The organism is Streptomyces tuirus, from assembly GCF_014701095.1.
Lineage (GTDB): Bacteria > Actinomycetota > Actinomycetes > Streptomycetales > Streptomycetaceae > Streptomyces > Streptomyces tuirus.
Genome location: NZ_AP023439.1, coordinates 4,456,940 through 4,470,407 on the forward strand (window position 1 = coordinate 4,456,940; position 13,468 = coordinate 4,470,407).

General features: G+C 73.4%; 10 protein-coding genes. 5 read left to right on the forward strand and 5 right to left on the reverse strand.

Features of this window, described 5'->3' with window-relative positions; all coding sequences use genetic code 11:
* Positions 1 to 25: 25 nt before the first annotated feature.
* Positions 26 to 964 carry a M56 family metallopeptidase gene (locus IGS69_RS20570; RefSeq protein WP_190904577.1) on the reverse strand — a complete coding sequence of 313 codons (939 nt, stop codon included), beginning with the start codon at positions 962 to 964 and terminating at the stop codon, positions 26 to 28.
* A gap of 217 nt (positions 965 to 1,181) precedes the next feature.
* Entirely contained in the window at positions 1,182 to 2,393 is a 1,212-nt protein-coding gene (fahA, locus tag IGS69_RS20575) for a fumarylacetoacetase (RefSeq protein ID WP_190901949.1), read from the reverse strand.
* A 310-nt stretch (positions 2,394 to 2,703) separates the two neighbouring features.
* On the opposite strand from fahA, the gene IGS69_RS20580 reads away from it, so the two are divergent.
* The 5 genes from IGS69_RS20580 (at position 2,704) to IGS69_RS20600 (ending at position 9,949) form a co-directional block, all read left to right on the forward strand.
* Positions 2,704 to 3,963 carry a DegT/DnrJ/EryC1/StrS family aminotransferase gene (locus tag IGS69_RS20580; protein WP_190901951.1) on the forward strand — a complete coding sequence of 420 codons (1,260 nt, stop codon included), beginning with the start codon at positions 2,704 to 2,706 and terminating at the stop codon, positions 3,961 to 3,963.
* Entirely contained in the window at positions 3,956 to 6,223 is a 2,268-nt protein-coding gene (locus IGS69_RS20585; RefSeq protein WP_190901953.1) for a lipopolysaccharide biosynthesis protein, read from the forward strand. The genes IGS69_RS20580 and IGS69_RS20585 overlap by 8 nt, the downstream gene beginning before the upstream one ends.
* Before the next feature lie 299 nt (positions 6,224 to 6,522).
* On the forward strand, positions 6,523 to 8,382 hold the full coding sequence (locus tag IGS69_RS20590; protein WP_190904578.1) for a glycosyltransferase: 1,860 nt from the start codon (positions 6,523 to 6,525) through the stop codon (positions 8,380 to 8,382).
* A complete protein-coding gene (locus IGS69_RS20595; protein WP_190901955.1) occupies positions 8,379 to 8,807 on the forward strand; it encodes a hypothetical protein in 429 nt (142 codons plus the stop codon). Before IGS69_RS20590 ends, IGS69_RS20595 begins: the two co-directional genes overlap by 4 nt.
* Positions 8,804 to 9,949 carry a glycosyl hydrolase gene (locus IGS69_RS20600; protein ID WP_190901957.1) on the forward strand — a complete coding sequence of 382 codons (1,146 nt, stop codon included), beginning with the start codon at positions 8,804 to 8,806 and terminating at the stop codon, positions 9,947 to 9,949. The genes IGS69_RS20595 and IGS69_RS20600 overlap by 4 nt, the downstream gene beginning before the upstream one ends.
* A 12-nt stretch (positions 9,950 to 9,961) precedes the next feature.
* Here IGS69_RS20600 and IGS69_RS20605 read toward each other — a convergent pair whose 3' ends face one another.
* From IGS69_RS20605 to IGS69_RS20615, 3 genes are all read right to left on the reverse strand, one after another.
* Positions 9,962 to 10,717: a polysaccharide deacetylase family protein gene (locus IGS69_RS20605; RefSeq protein WP_190901959.1), complete on the reverse strand. Its 756-nt coding sequence runs from the start codon at positions 10,715 to 10,717 to the stop codon at positions 9,962 to 9,964.
* An 83-nt stretch (positions 10,718 to 10,800) separates the two neighbouring features.
* Positions 10,801 to 12,192: a glycosyltransferase gene (locus tag IGS69_RS20610; protein ID WP_232543597.1), complete on the reverse strand. Its 1,392-nt coding sequence runs from the start codon at positions 12,190 to 12,192 to the stop codon at positions 10,801 to 10,803.
* A 21-nt stretch (positions 12,193 to 12,213) separates the two neighbouring features.
* Complete coding sequence (locus tag IGS69_RS20615; RefSeq protein WP_385863359.1) at positions 12,214 to 13,284, reverse strand: GNAT family N-acetyltransferase; 1,071 nt, start codon at positions 13,282 to 13,284, stop codon at positions 12,214 to 12,216.
* Between the last annotated feature and the right edge of the window lie 184 nt (positions 13,285 to 13,468).

Below are 13,468 nucleotides of genomic sequence, written 5' to 3' on the forward strand. Positions count from 1 at the left end.
GCCACCACGGCACGGGCCCGCCCGGCTACGACAGCGCCGTCAGCCCCGGGGCGAACGCGATCAGCAGGGGCAGCAGCGGGACGAGCGCGGCCGTCGTGGTGGTCAGGGCGCGGTGCAGGCGGTCCAGCCGGGGCGGCGGTTCCAGGAGCCGGTCGACCCGCTCGCCCAGCAGACGGTTGCTGGAGGCGCAGGACAGGACGCCGCGGTGCTGGTTGAGCTCGATCAGGGCCAGGGCGGTCGTCAGGTGGCCGCAGCGGCGGGAGGCCGTGTCGTCGGCGGCCAGTTCGACCAGGCGGTGCGTCTGGTCGCAGAAGTGGGCGAACAGCGGGATGCGGGGGAAGCCGGTGGCCAGGGCGGTGGACAGGTGCAGCAGCCAGTCGTGGCGGGCCCGGGCGTGGCCGCGCTCGTGGGTGAGGACGGCGTCGAGCTGGTGGCCGGTGAGGCGGTGCAGGGCGCCCGTGGTGACGATCAACTGGGGCGGGTTCCCCGGCATCCACCAGGCGTCCGGGTACTCGTCCTCGAGGACCAGCAGCGGACCCCGGGCCGCCGGCAGGCCGGCCGGCAGGTCGGGGGCGCGTTCGCGCAGCTGGGCGCGGGCCTGGGCGCGGCGCCGGCGCGCCTCGACGAGCTCCCGCGCGAGCATCGCCGTCGTCCAGGCGGCGCCGCAGGCCAGCAGCAGGGTGAGGGCGGCGGCCCACGGCGGGGCGGTGGACAGGTCGTACGCCGCGGTGACCGCGGGCGGTGCCGGGGCGAACAACTGGGCGCGGACCGTGCCGAAGACGGCTGCGGCGCCCAGCGAGAGCGCCGTCACGCAGGCCAGCAGGACGGTGGCGACCAGACACTGCCAGACCCACAGCGCGACCACCGGTTCCCGCTCGGGCCACCCGGCCCGGGTCAGCGCCCGGGGAACGGGGACGGCGGCCGTCACGGCGACGACGCTCAGCAGGAGCAGGCAGACGGTCATGGCCACGGGCTCCGGTTCCTCGTCGGAAGAGGGGCGGACACGGGTGGTGCGGGGGAGGGCGGCCGCCGTGCGCGCCGATGACCACGCCGAGCGTGACGTACGTGCGGGCACACCGCCCCGCGCCCAGTATGACGGGCCGGGCGGTGTGCGCGAGGGTTCGAACGACAACGGAAGGGACCTCGGGGGCGGCCACCGGCCGGCCCCCGCGCGTCCGCCCTCAGCCCTGGGCCACGCGCCCGGTCACCTCGCCCAGCCCCACCCGGACGCCGTGCGGTCCCGGGGCCCAGGCCGAGAGGGTCACCTCGTCGCCGTCCTCCAGGAACGTCCGCTTGCCGTCGGGGAGTTCGAGGGGCTCGCGGCCGTTCCAGGTCAGCTCCAGCAGGGAGCCGCGCTCCCGTTCCGCCGGGCCGCTGACCGTGCCGGAGCCGTAGAGGTCGCCGGTGCGCAGCGAGGCGCCGTTGACGGTCATGTGGGCCAGCTGCTGGGCGGCCGTCCAGTACATGGTGGAGAAGGGCGGTTCGGAGACGACGTGGCCGTTGACGGCGACGCTGATCCGCAGGTCGTAACCGCCGGGTTCCTCGTCGCTGTCGTCCAGGTAGGGCAGCAGCTCGTGCGTCCGGGCCGGGGGCGCCACGAGGGCCTCCTCCAGGGCGTCCAGCGGGGTGATCCACGCCGACACCGACGTGGCGAAGGACTTGCCGAGGAACGGGCCGAGGGGCACGTACTCCCAGGCCTGGACGTCGCGGGCGGACCAGTCGTTGAGGAGGCAGAGCCCGAACACGTGCTCGCGGAAGTCGCCGAGAGCCACCGGCGCGCCCATCCGGGACGGCACGCCGACGACGAAACCGACCTCGGCCTCGATGTCCAGGCGGACGGACGGTCCGAAGACGGGAGCGGCGTCCGTGGGGGCCTTGCGCTGGCCGGACGGCCGTGCGACCTCCGTGCCGGAGACGACGACCGTGCCGGAGCGGCCGTGGTAGCCGATGGGCAGGTGCTTCCAGTTGGGGGTGAGGGAGTCCTCCGCGTCGGGGCGGAAGATCTGCCCGACGTTGCGGGCGTGGTTCTCGGAGGCGTAGAAGTCGACGTAGTCCGCGACCTCGAACGGCAGGTGCAGCTCCACCGACGACAGGGGGTGGAACAGCGGGGCGACGGTCTCGCGGTGGGACGGCACGGTCACCCAGGCGGTCAGCGCCCGGCGCACGTCCGACCAAGTCGTGCGCCCCGCGGCCATCAGCGCGTTGAGGGTCGGCCGGGCGAGCAGGGAGGCGTACGGCGAGCCGAGCGCGTGGGCCGCGGCGCCCGCGTCCAGCACATGGTCGCCGAGCCGGACGCCCACGGTCCGGTGGGACGAACCGGGCAGGGAGAACACGCCGTACGGCAGATTGTGCGGGCCGAAGGGGTCGCCCTCGGGGACATCGAAGGGGGGCATCGGGTGCTGCCTCGCTTTCGGGTGTGCCAAGTCGTCACCACGTATTCGTGGTCGTGCCACACGTTACGGGTGACACACCGGTCCTGGGCAGAGTCCGAGGAGGTGGAGGGGGACGAACGGGGCAGGTGGGCCCGGGTGGGACCGGACGGGGCGACTCCGGCGGGCCGGACGGGACGCCGCATTCGTACGTGCCGGAAGTTATCCACAGGACGCGACGCAATCTTGACGGAGCGGTGCGAACGGGGCGACTCTGGGCGGGTGCCGGAAGGCCTCGGGGAGGGGGCTTTCCCACGGCACATCTGGGGGGCGGATGGCCATAGGGGAGGCCGGTCCGGGTTCGGTGCGGCGTGGTGCACAGCCGAAGCGGCTGGAAGAGACCATGCGCACCCGGCTCGGCCGGGAATGTGTGTATGTACCGTCGTGCCGTTTCGGGCTGTACGTGGCGCTGCGCCACTGGTGCCCGCCCGGCGGACGCGTGCTGATGTCGCCGGTCAACGACGACGTGATCTTCTTCGTCGTGCTCGCGGCCGGACTGCGCCCGGTGCAGGCGCCGTTGAACCCGCTCGACGCGTCCATCGATCTCGACGCCGTGCCGGACGAGGTGTGGGGCTCGGTGTCGGCCGTGCTCACGACGAACCTGTACGGCAACCCGGACCCGGCGCCGCGCCTCAGGCAGAAGTGCGACGCGCTGGGGATCCCGCTGTTCGAGGACGGGGCGCACGCGATCGGCAGCCGGGTGGGGGACCGGCCGGTCGGGGCGTGGGGCGAGGCGTCGGTGTTCAGCCTGTCCAAGCACGTCGGGGCGAAGGCCGGAGGCATGCTCTCGCTCGCCGACCCCGGGTTACGGGAGGCGGTGGAGAAGACCTGCGAAGGACTGCTCGCACCGCGCCGGGCGAGCGCCGAACTCGCCTACCTGGTCCGGCCGTACGCGGAGGCGACGGTGCGCGGGCTGCGGCTGCGGCGCGCCGCCTGGGCCGCGATCCGGCTGCTGGGCCTGGCGGACCGCGAGGAGATCCGGATGCCCCTGCGCCCGGACGAACTCGCCCTCGCCGCCCGCGAGACGCCCGGGCTCGACGCCCACCACCCGTGGGTGCGCGTCGACATGCACGACTACCGCCTGGAGCCCGGCCGGCTGCGGCTGCGGCGCATCGGCCACAAGCTCGACCGGCTGGACGAGGTGCTGGACGCCTGCCGGGCAGGGACGGAACTGCTGCTGTCCACGCCCTGGGCCAAGCCGCGCGAGGGCCACGGGACGCAGCCGCTGTTCCGCGTCCCGCTGTTCGTGGCCGACCGGGACGCGGCGCTCGCGGCCCTGGCCCGGCAGGGCATCGTCGTCGGCTACCTCTACGACCCGCCCCTGGACGACTACGCCGGCGCGGAGTTCACCGACCCCTCACCGGCCCCCGAGGCGGCCCGCTGGTTCGCGCGGCACGCGCTGCCCGTGGACCCGCTGCGGGCGCGCACGGTCGTCGAGGTGCTGGAGCGCTCCGGGGCGCAGCCCGTCCGGGCGCCGGGAGAACTGCCCGGGAACGCGCCGGCAGCGGGAGGGCTGGGACAGTCCCGTGGCTGAGATCCAGGTGCACGAGCCCGCCGCCGCGCGCACCGACGGCGGCGGACCGAAGCCTGCCGGCGCCGACCACACCCACGACTCCCTGTTCAAGAACGCCTACTTCCTCATGCTCAGCACCGGCGTCTCCGCCGTACTGGGCCTGGGGTTCTGGCTGGTGGCCGCCCGCTACTACACGGAGGAGGCCGTCGGCCAGGGCTCGGCCGCGATCGCCGCGATGCGGCTGCTCGCCAGCATCACGGCGACGACGATGATCGGCGCCGTCGTCCGCTTCGTCCCGCGCGCGGGACGGGAGACCGGGCGGCTGGTGTGGGGCACGTACGTGGCCAGTTCGCTGGTCGTGGCGCTCGCCGCCGCCGTCTTCCTGCTCACGCTCGACGCCTGGGGAGCGTCCTACGCCCCACTGGGCACGCCCATGGCGGGCGCGGTGTTCGTCGCGGCCTGTGTGGCCTGGGCGTTGCTCACCCTGCAGGACGGGGTGCTCACCGGACTGCGCAAGGCGGAGTGGGTGCCCGCCGGGAACGCGGTGTTCTCGGTCGGGAAGCTGGCCCTCCTGGCCGTCTTCGCCGGGACGCTGCCCGTCCTCGGCATCTTCGTCTCCTGGGCGGTGGCGATCGCCTTCTCCACCCTGCCGCTGGGCTGGCTGATCTTCCGCCGGCTCATCCCGCGGCAGGCGGAGGCCGACCGCGACAAGGAACCCCCGAAGATCAAGGACATGGGCCGCTTCCTGGCCGGGGACTCGCTGGGCGCCCTGTTCAGCCTGGCGATGATCAACCTGCTGCCGGTGATGGTCGCCGTCCGCTTCAGCGCCGCCGAGAACGGCTACTTCTACGTGGCCTACACCGTCGGCGGCACGATGGAGTTCATGGCCATCAACATGGCCTCGTCGCTCACCGCGCACGCCTCGCACGACCCGCGCCAGCTCGCCGACGGTGTCCGGGGCGCCCTGCGGCGCATGACCTTGCTGCTGGTCCCGGTCGTGGCCGTGCTGGTCGTCTTCGCCCCGTACATCCTCACGCCGTTCAGCCCGGACTACGCCGAGCACGGCTCGACCGTGCTGCGGCTGCTGGCCCTCGGCGCCCTGCCGCGGGTGGTGGTGGAGCTGTACATCGGCGTGCTGCGCGTCCAGGGGCGCACGGGTGTGCTGGCAGCGCTCCAAGGGGCCATGTGCGCCCTGGTGCTGGGCAGCGCCGCCGTGCTGTTCACCCCGGCGGGGATCGCGGGCGCCGGCTGGGCGGTGCTGCTGAGCATGACGCTGATCGCCGTCGTCTCCATGGCCGGACTGCGCACGGCCCTGCGCAACGACGACGGCGCACCCCCCGCCCGGACGCCCGCCGACCCCGCCTACGGCACCCACTGGGCGAAACTCAACGCCACCGCCGGCTACGGCACGACCTGGGCCCGCCGGGCCGCCTACCAGCCCAGGAACGGCGACCAGGACACGGTCACGCTGTTCATCGGACGCCCCGGATACGAACGCGAGGCGCTCCAGGCGGACACGCTGGCGCTGATCGTGCGACCGGAGGGACCGACCAGGGAACCCCCGCCCCCCGAGCCCGGGGAACCGGACCAGGACCTGCGGGAGCGGCGGCTGAGCGGCGCCTTGTGGAGCCTGCTGGCGGTGGCCTCCCTCTTCTTCCTCGCACCGCTGCGGGACCTGCCATGGCTCGACGGCGCCTCGCGGGCCGCGCTGACCGGACGGCAGCTGCTGGAGGGCCTGCCCCTGCCGTCGCTCACCGCGGGCGGCCTGCTGCTCGTGGTGTTCGTCGCCGCCGTCACGCTGAGCACCCGGCGCGACCCGTGGCTGCCCGGCACGGCACTGGCCGCCGCCCTGCTCGCCCTGTACGCCGCACCGGTCGCCCTCGGACGGGAACCGCGGCCGGTGGACGGGGCGTTGTATGAGAAGGCGGCCGGCTTCCTGGCGGACGCGGTCGGGCTCGACGGGCCCGAGCCGCTGCTGCGCTGGGCGCCGCCGGCCTGCCAGCTGCTGTGTCTCGTACCGCTGGGGCTGCTGCTCGCGAGGGCGGGCGCGCGGCTGACGTGGCCGGGGCGCTGGGGGGTTTTGTATCTCGTCGCGGTCGGCGGCTGGGTGTGGCGCGACGCGCTCGCACCCCTCGCGCCGCCCCTGCTCGCCGCCCTCGCGCTGCTCCTGCTGCTCCATCGCGCCGCGACAGCGTGGACACGCTCCCGCACCACGGCCTCACCAGGCCCCAGAGCCAACCGAACGGCCGGCGGACCACCGAGCGGCCCGCCCCACGACTGATCACACCCGAAGCCGAGACCGATCCGGGCACAAGGCCAAAAGGCCGAAGCAGATCCCAAGCAGACCCGAAGCACCCAAGCAGACCCGAAGCAAACGTCAAGCAGAGCCGACACAGAGCCGAAGAGAGCAACCGCCAGGGGGGAACCACCGTGCGTCCGCCAACCACACCGAGGGAGAGATCCACGCCGGAACCCACACCCGCACGGGACGGCGCGAACACCTCCGGCAGCGGCCCCGAGACGGCCAGCCAGTCCTCGAGTCCCTCCTCCTCGGAGTCCTCCAGCCCCGCCCACGAGCCCCTGACGGACCTGGCCGACCTGCCCCCCGCCTGGTCCGGGCGGGGCGCTCAGGCCTGGCCCGCCGTTCCGCTGCTCGTCGCGCTCGCCCTGTGGGCGTACGCCGTGCGGCACACCGACGTCTCGCGGCTCGACGACTACGGGCTGGTCAGCGCGCTGCACCCGGCCTTCTGGGCGGGGCTCGCGGTGCTCACCACCGGCTTCTGGTTCACGGTCCGCGACGCGCGCCGACCGGCCGCCTGGTCGGCGGCGTACGTGCTCGGCCTGCTGGTGATGGAGCGGGCCACGCAGGCGGTGCTCTACCCGACCCCGCTGTACGCCTGGGCGTGGAAGCACGAGGCCGTCATCGACCATCTGCTCACGGCAGGCGGTCTGCAGACGGCCGATCAGGTCGGCGACATGGCCGTGTACGACCAGTGGCCGGGCTTCTTCGCCGCCCAGGCCGCCCTGCAGCGACTGCTGGGCGTCGACTCGGCGGCGATGTTCATGGCCTGGTGGCCCCTGGCCTCCAGTCTGATGCTGCTGCTCCCGCTGCTGCTGATCTACCGCACCTTCACCGAGGACCGGCGGCTGATCTGGACGGCGGTCTGGCTCTTCTACGTCGCCAACTGGGTCGGGCAGGACTACTTCTCCCCCCAGTCGGTGGCGTACGCGCTGCACGTGGGCGTGCTCGCCGTCGTCCTGCGGCGCTTCGGCCGGTCGGCGGTGCGGCGGGGCCGGCCGCGGCAGGCCGTGTGGACGGTGGTGATCACCGTCATGATCGTGGCGATCGTCATCTCCCACCAGCTCACCCCGGGCATGCTGGTCGTCTGCCTGCTCGCCCTGTGCCTGAGCCGCCGCCACCGCGACTGGGTGCCGGTGGTCACGACCGTCGTGATCTTCCTGGCCTGGTGCCTCACGGCCGCGCTGCCCTTCCTGTCCGCGGCGATGCCCGACATGATCCGCTCCATCGGCGACGTCGGGGCCAACGTCGAGACGGGCTACGGCGCCACCCCGACCGGCACGGGAGCCATCGCCACGTCCTGGGCGGCCCGGCTGCTGTCCGGTTCCGTGCTGCTGCTCGCGGCCGTCGGAGTGCTGCGCCAGCGGGTGCTGCGCCACCGCGCCCGGCCCCTGCTGCTGGTCGCGGCGGCCCCGCTGCCGATGTTCGCGGCGAGCAGCTACGGCAGCGAGATGATCTTCCGGGTGCTGCTGTTCATGCTGCCCGGCGCCGCCTTCTTCGCCGCCGCGGCGCTGCTGCCGAAGGTCCGCACGCTGGCCGCCGACGCCGCCGCACAGCGGGCCGGCCACCGGCAGACCGCCACCGGCCCCGCCGCACAGGACGCCGGCCACCGGCAGGCCACCGGCCCCGCCAAGGCCCGCCGGTGGGTGACCGGCACCTGGGTGCCGCTGGCGGCGCTGCTCGGCGGAACCCTGGCGTTCGTCCCGGCCTACTCGGGCAAGGACCGGATCAACTACTTCCCGCCGCAGGAAGTCGCCCTCGTACGGCAGCTCTTCGACCAGGCACCGGACGGCTCGCTGGTCGTGGCCGCCAACCGCAACTACCCGGACGCGTACGCCTCCTACGGGAGCGTCGACCACTACTGGTTCCTCGACGACGCCCGCAGTCACGTCGACCGGATCGTCAGGAGCCCCGCCGCCACCCTCGCCCGGGACATGGCCGGAGTGGAGCGGCCGGGCCGGGCCTACTTCCTGCTCACCCAGGGGCAGCTGGCCAACTCCGAGATGAACGGGCAGCTCGACAAGGCGCAGCTGGACCGCATCCGGACGTCCGTCGCCGCCTCGCCGCGCTTCCGGCTGGTGGCGGAGAACAGCGCCGGGTGGCTCTACGTGCTGAAGCAGTCAGGGGGAGCGGAGCGATGACACCGCAGGAGCTAGTGGTCCGGATGCTGCCCCCGTTCGGCGGCTGGCTGGCGCTGGCCGCGCTCGCCCTGCCCGGCGGATCGCCGCTGCGGGGCGCGGCGGTCGTGCTCTTCCTGGCGGCGGGCCCGGGCGCGGCCATGGTCAGAGTCTGCGCCCCCGCCCTGGGGGCACGGCCCGCCGAAGGGCCCGTGGAGCGCCGGGAGGCGGACTTCGCCCGCCACTCCGACCTGCTGGAGCGGCTGATGCTGACGCTGTTCCTGAGCATCGGCGCCCTGATGCTCGTCGCGACCGTACTGATCGCCACGCACACCTTCAGCGCGCAGCGGGTGCTGCTGACGCTGACGCTGCTGACCACACTCGCCGCGTTCTGCCCGCCCCTGCGCGCCTCCCCGCGGCCGAGGACACCGAAGGGTTCCGCTCAGTGAGGTTCAACCGTCCCCACCGTCCCTTTCGCCGCACGCCGAGCACGACCGGAGGACAGCACCGGAAAGAACCGCACCAGGAGCGGCCCGGCGGCCCGTCGGCATCGGGCCGGCGCCGCCTGCTGATCACGTCCGCCACCGTCGTCAGCGCCGTCCTGGTCGCCGCGTTCGCCCTGCGCGACGCGTCGGGACCGGACTCGGGAGCCGCCGGCTCCAAGGCGGACTGCCGCCCCACGGCCCTCCTCGAACCGCCCTGCGGCGCCTGGTTCGGCGCGTTCGTGCCGCACGAGCGGGACGACCTCCCGGAGAAGGTGCGCGCCTACGAGAAGCGCGTGGGCCGCGAGCTGGACATCGTGTACACGTACCACGACATGTCCCTGCCCTCGGGCACCCGGCGCGAGGGGCAGTTGCTCACCCCGGAGGAGCGGCGCGTCGGCGAGGACCACCTGCTGCTGCTCTCCTGGGAGAGCAAGTGGTGGGGCGGCACCGAGCGGCAGCAGCCGAACTGGAAGCAGATCGCCTCCGGCGAGCTGGACGACAAGGTCATCGACGTCCAGGCCCGGCGCATCAAGGACTACGGCAAGAAGGTGTTTCTCTCCTTCGACCTGGAGATGGACACCCGCACCCCCGCCAGCGGCACCCCCACCGACTACGTGAATGCCTACCGGCACATCCACGACCGGTTCCGCGCACTGGGCGTGGACAACGTGGTGTGGACCTGGATCACCACCGGGTACCTCGACCACGCGGACGAGATCAAGAAGATGTACCCGGGCGACGACTACGTCGACTGGGTCGGCTACAACCAGTACAACTACTACCGCTGTCACGACGCCGGCTGGCTCTCCTTCGCGCAGACGCAAGCCGCCACACACGACTGGATCCGCGCGAACATCTCCGACGACAAGCCGCTGATGCTCTCCGAGTTCGGCACGGCCACGGACGCGAACCGCCCGCAGCGGCAGGCCGAGTGGTACGCGCAGGTGCCCGGGGTGCTGAAGGGCCTGGACGGCGTCAAGGCCGCCCTCCAGTGGAACTACCGGGACCCCGGACCGCACTGCAACCTGGCGCTGGCGAACGACGCGGCCTGGGACAGCCTGCGCAAGGCGGTCGCCGACCCCTACCTCAACCAGCCGCTGCGGTAGTCCCCGCCGGGGTCACCCCGCGAACTCGGGCCCGTGCACCACCGCACGGGCCCGCCGGTACCAGCGCCAGGCGATCGTCTTCGGCCCGTCCCGGTACGGCGCGACCCGCGCGCCCACCCCCGCCAGCCAGCCCTCGACATCGGCGACGGTGTGGGTGCGCCGGACGATGAGCCGGGCGATGCGGTAGCGCTCGTCGCGCTCGGAGCTGAGCGCGTGCCGCACCGCCGTCGCCGTCTCGTAGCCCGCCCGGGCCGACATGGCCCGCACCCGGGGGCTGTTGTAGCCGTGCGGATAGGCGAGGTGCCGGATCTCGTGGCCGAGAGCGTCCTCCAGCACGGCCTTGGAGGTGCGCAGTTCGTACGCCAGGGCCTTGGCGGACAGGGTGTCGAGCTGGGCGTGTGTGACGGTGTGACTGCCGATCTCCATGCCGGAACGTTCAAGCTCCGCCGCCCGGGCCAGGGTCATCATCGGGGCGGGCGGCAGCAGACTGCGGCCGCCCGGGGCGATGGCGCCGGTGGTGAGGTAGGCGGTGGCGGGCAGCCCGCGCGCGGCCAGGACCTCGGCGGTCGGGCCGGGAAGATCGGCGAACCCGTCGTCGAAGGTGAGCAGCACGGGCCGGGGCGGCAGGGGCGCCCGCCCGGCCAGATGATCGGCGACCGTACTGATCGTGACGGGCGTACGCCCGCTGCCGGCGATGACGTCCAGATGCGCCGCGAACTGCCGTGGCGTGACCGTGAACTCGGCGATCCACCCGGGTGGGTCGTCCATCACGGCGTGGTAGAGGAAGACGGGGATGGCCGGGGTGCCCGAGGGCGATATCGGCCCCTCACCACGTGTACGCGCCGACGTCGTCATCTCGCCCCCTGAGCGGTGTTCTCCCCTTGAGCGGTGGTCTCCCGCCGAGCGGTGTTCTCCCCTTGAGCGGTGGTCTTCCGCCGAGCGGTCTTCTCCCGCCGAGCCGTCTTCTCCCGAACCGCCGCGCGCAGCGCGTACCGCGCCCGCAGATAGCCGACGGGCCCGTAGACCATCCCCCTGCGCTGCAACCGCGACAGCCGCCGCGGCCAGGGATGCGTCCGCTCGTCGTGGTCGCCCGGCGGGCCGGCGCCGTCCGCCGTGTCCGTCTCGCGCACCGCCGTCAGCGTGCGGGCGTGGGCGAGGCCGCGGGGCAGCCTCGCGAGGAACGCCGGCAGCAGCGCGGGCCGGTTCACGAGCACCGCGGTGAGATACGCCGTGAGCCCGGCGCCGTAGCCGTACGCCTGGGTCTCCAGGTCCCGCCAGGTCTCCCGGTGGTGGTGCCACACCAGGGCGTACGGCGTGTAGTGCAGCCGGTGCCCCTGGGCCAGGACGCGGACGAAGCCGTAGAGGTCGTCGCCGCCCCGGGCCGCCGTGCCGGCCCCGGTGGCCGGGTCGAAACCGCCGACGGAACGCAGCACCGCCGTGCGGAACGCCATGTTCGCGCCCGAGCCGAACCGCCCGGCCGTGAACGGGAACAGCGGCTCGTCGCCCGGCGGGTGCGCCGGATCGTACGTCCTTGGAGTGAAGCCTTTGGCGAAGCCGCCGTGGCTCTCCAGCAGCACCTGGGCCGGGGTCGTCAGCCGCGCCGGCAGGATCAGCCCGGTGCTGCACCCCAGTCCGGCGTCGGCGGCGAAGGGCGCGGTCAGCTCGGTCAGCCAGCGCGGGTCGGCGACCACGTCGTCGTCGGTGAAGGCGACCACCTCGCCACGCACGGCGTCCAGCCCGGCGTTGTGGGCGGCTGCGAGCCCCGGAACGGGCTCACAGACGTACCGCACGCGCTCGGCGTACTTCCGCTCGATGAGCTCCCGCGTCTCGTCCGTGACCGGTGCGTTGTCCACGACGACGATGTCGAACCGCGGATGGTCCTGCGCCAGCAGCGAGTCCAGCGCCCGCGCCAGCTGCCCGGCCCGCTCCCGGGTCGCGACGACGACGGTCGTGATCGGCGGCTCCCCGGGCCCGGCGAACACGGCCGGCCCGCACTCCGCCCGCGCCCGGTCCGCCAGCACGGCCTTCGCGTCCGCGCCCCCCGGTACCCGCCCGAGCAGCGTGCCCACGGGCCGGCCGCCCCTCCTGACCAGGACGAACACCTCCCCGTGCGTCACCGGCGGACTCCCCGGGCCGGGTCTGAGCACCGCCTCCTCACCGTCGAGGTCCAGCTCGGCGACCTGTACCGCCCCGATGTCCAGGAACCGCCGTATCTCCTCCTGCGCACGCGCCGAACGGGCCATGCGCCCACCCCCCTCGTGAAGTCAGCCACGGCGCAGCCGAGCCGCGCCCTTCAGCGTCCGCGCGGCCAGCGACGCGAGCTGGGGCCTGCTGCGGACGAAGCTGTGCGCGCGGCGTGCCGGTTCGCGGCTCAGCCAGTGCAGTGCCGCGCCCACCCCCGGACGGGTCACCGCGCCCTCGTACACGGGCAGTTCGCCCGTCTTCAGCGCGTCCTTGTACTCGGCCGCGCCCCTGCCCAGGTCGAGCGTGCCGATGCCTTCGGCGGCGGCTGCCTCGGCCATCCGCAGGTGCAGCACCAGACCCGGCGAGAACTTCGAGAACTCCGGGTCGTAGGCCGGGAACCAGCAGGCCAGCACCGAGGCCGAACGCAGCCCGAAGTGCGCGGCGACGGGCCGCTCACCGGCGTACAGCACGGACAGCGTGCCGCTGCACTCCGGCGCCCGGGTCCGGGCCAGCTGCCCGACGAGCCGGGTGATCCACTCCTGGGCGAACCGGTCCCGGCGGCCGGTCCTGCGGTACTGCGCTGACTTCCACTCCATGAGCGTGCGCAGCGCGGCCGGATCGCGTTCGTCGAACACGAAGCGCAGCTCGCCGGCCTGCCGGCCCAGCCTGCGCTCCTTGGCCAGTGTGGTCTTCAGGAACTTCGGCGACTGCGCGCGCAGCACCGACTCGTACGTCTCGTAGCCCTTCTCCACGTCGATGACGTAGGTGGCGTACTCCTCGGCCGCGTACCGGACGAACAGCCGCTGCTCGGCCTCCAGATTGTCGAAGGCGAAGCTCGACAGCGAGCAGGCCCTCAGCAGTTCGCCCGTCTCCAGATCGAGGCCCGGCCGCAGGATCGCGCCCTGCGCGTCCGAGACGCCGAGCCCGATCGCCCGGCCCTGGCCCAACGGGCCCCGTTCGTAGGGCAGGAAGCCGGCCGGCTCCGTGCCCTCGTACACCACGGCCACCCGGGCCCCGGGCCTGACCCGGCCGACGGCATCGGTGAACTCCGGCTCCATGAAAGGGTTGCGCGGTGCCTCCGAGGCGGCGCGCAGCGCACGCCAGCGCTCCCTCTCCCCCTCGCCGAGCTCCCCGGGCCCAGCCACGCGAATGCGCCCACTGCTCAACCTGACCCCCCGATCAAGTCCCCCCTGGACACTTGGAAGGTACCGCTCTATGCGGCCCCACGGGTAGGTAGCGGAGCATGTTGTTGCCAACCGGTGCAGAGGCCTTCAACCGGGCAATCGGCGTCCACCGTGCGATGAAACGAAGGGCCGCACTGTCCGTATTCTCTGA

What these genes read in the sequence shown, in the direction of transcription:
- IGS69_RS20570 (WP_190904577.1), bottom strand. Translation starts at nt 964, where the DNA reads ATGACCGTCTGCCTGCTCCTGCTGAGCGTCGTCGCCGTGACGGCCGCC.
- fahA (WP_190901949.1), bottom strand. Translation starts at nt 2,393, where the DNA reads ATGCCCCCCTTCGATGTCCCCGAGGGCGACCCCTTCGGCCCGCACAAT.
- IGS69_RS20580 (WP_190901951.1), top strand. Translation starts at nt 2,704, where the DNA reads ATGGCCATAGGGGAGGCCGGTCCGGGTTCGGTGCGGCGTGGTGCACAG.
- IGS69_RS20595 (WP_190901955.1), top strand. Translation starts at nt 8,379, where the DNA reads ATGACACCGCAGGAGCTAGTGGTCCGGATGCTGCCCCCGTTCGGCGGC.
- IGS69_RS20605 (WP_190901959.1), bottom strand. Translation starts at nt 10,717, where the DNA reads ATGGACGACCCACCCGGGTGGATCGCCGAGTTCACGGTCACGCCACGG.
- IGS69_RS20610 (WP_232543597.1), bottom strand. Translation starts at nt 12,192, where the DNA reads ATGGCCCGTTCGGCGCGTGCGCAGGAGGAGATACGGCGGTTCCTGGAC.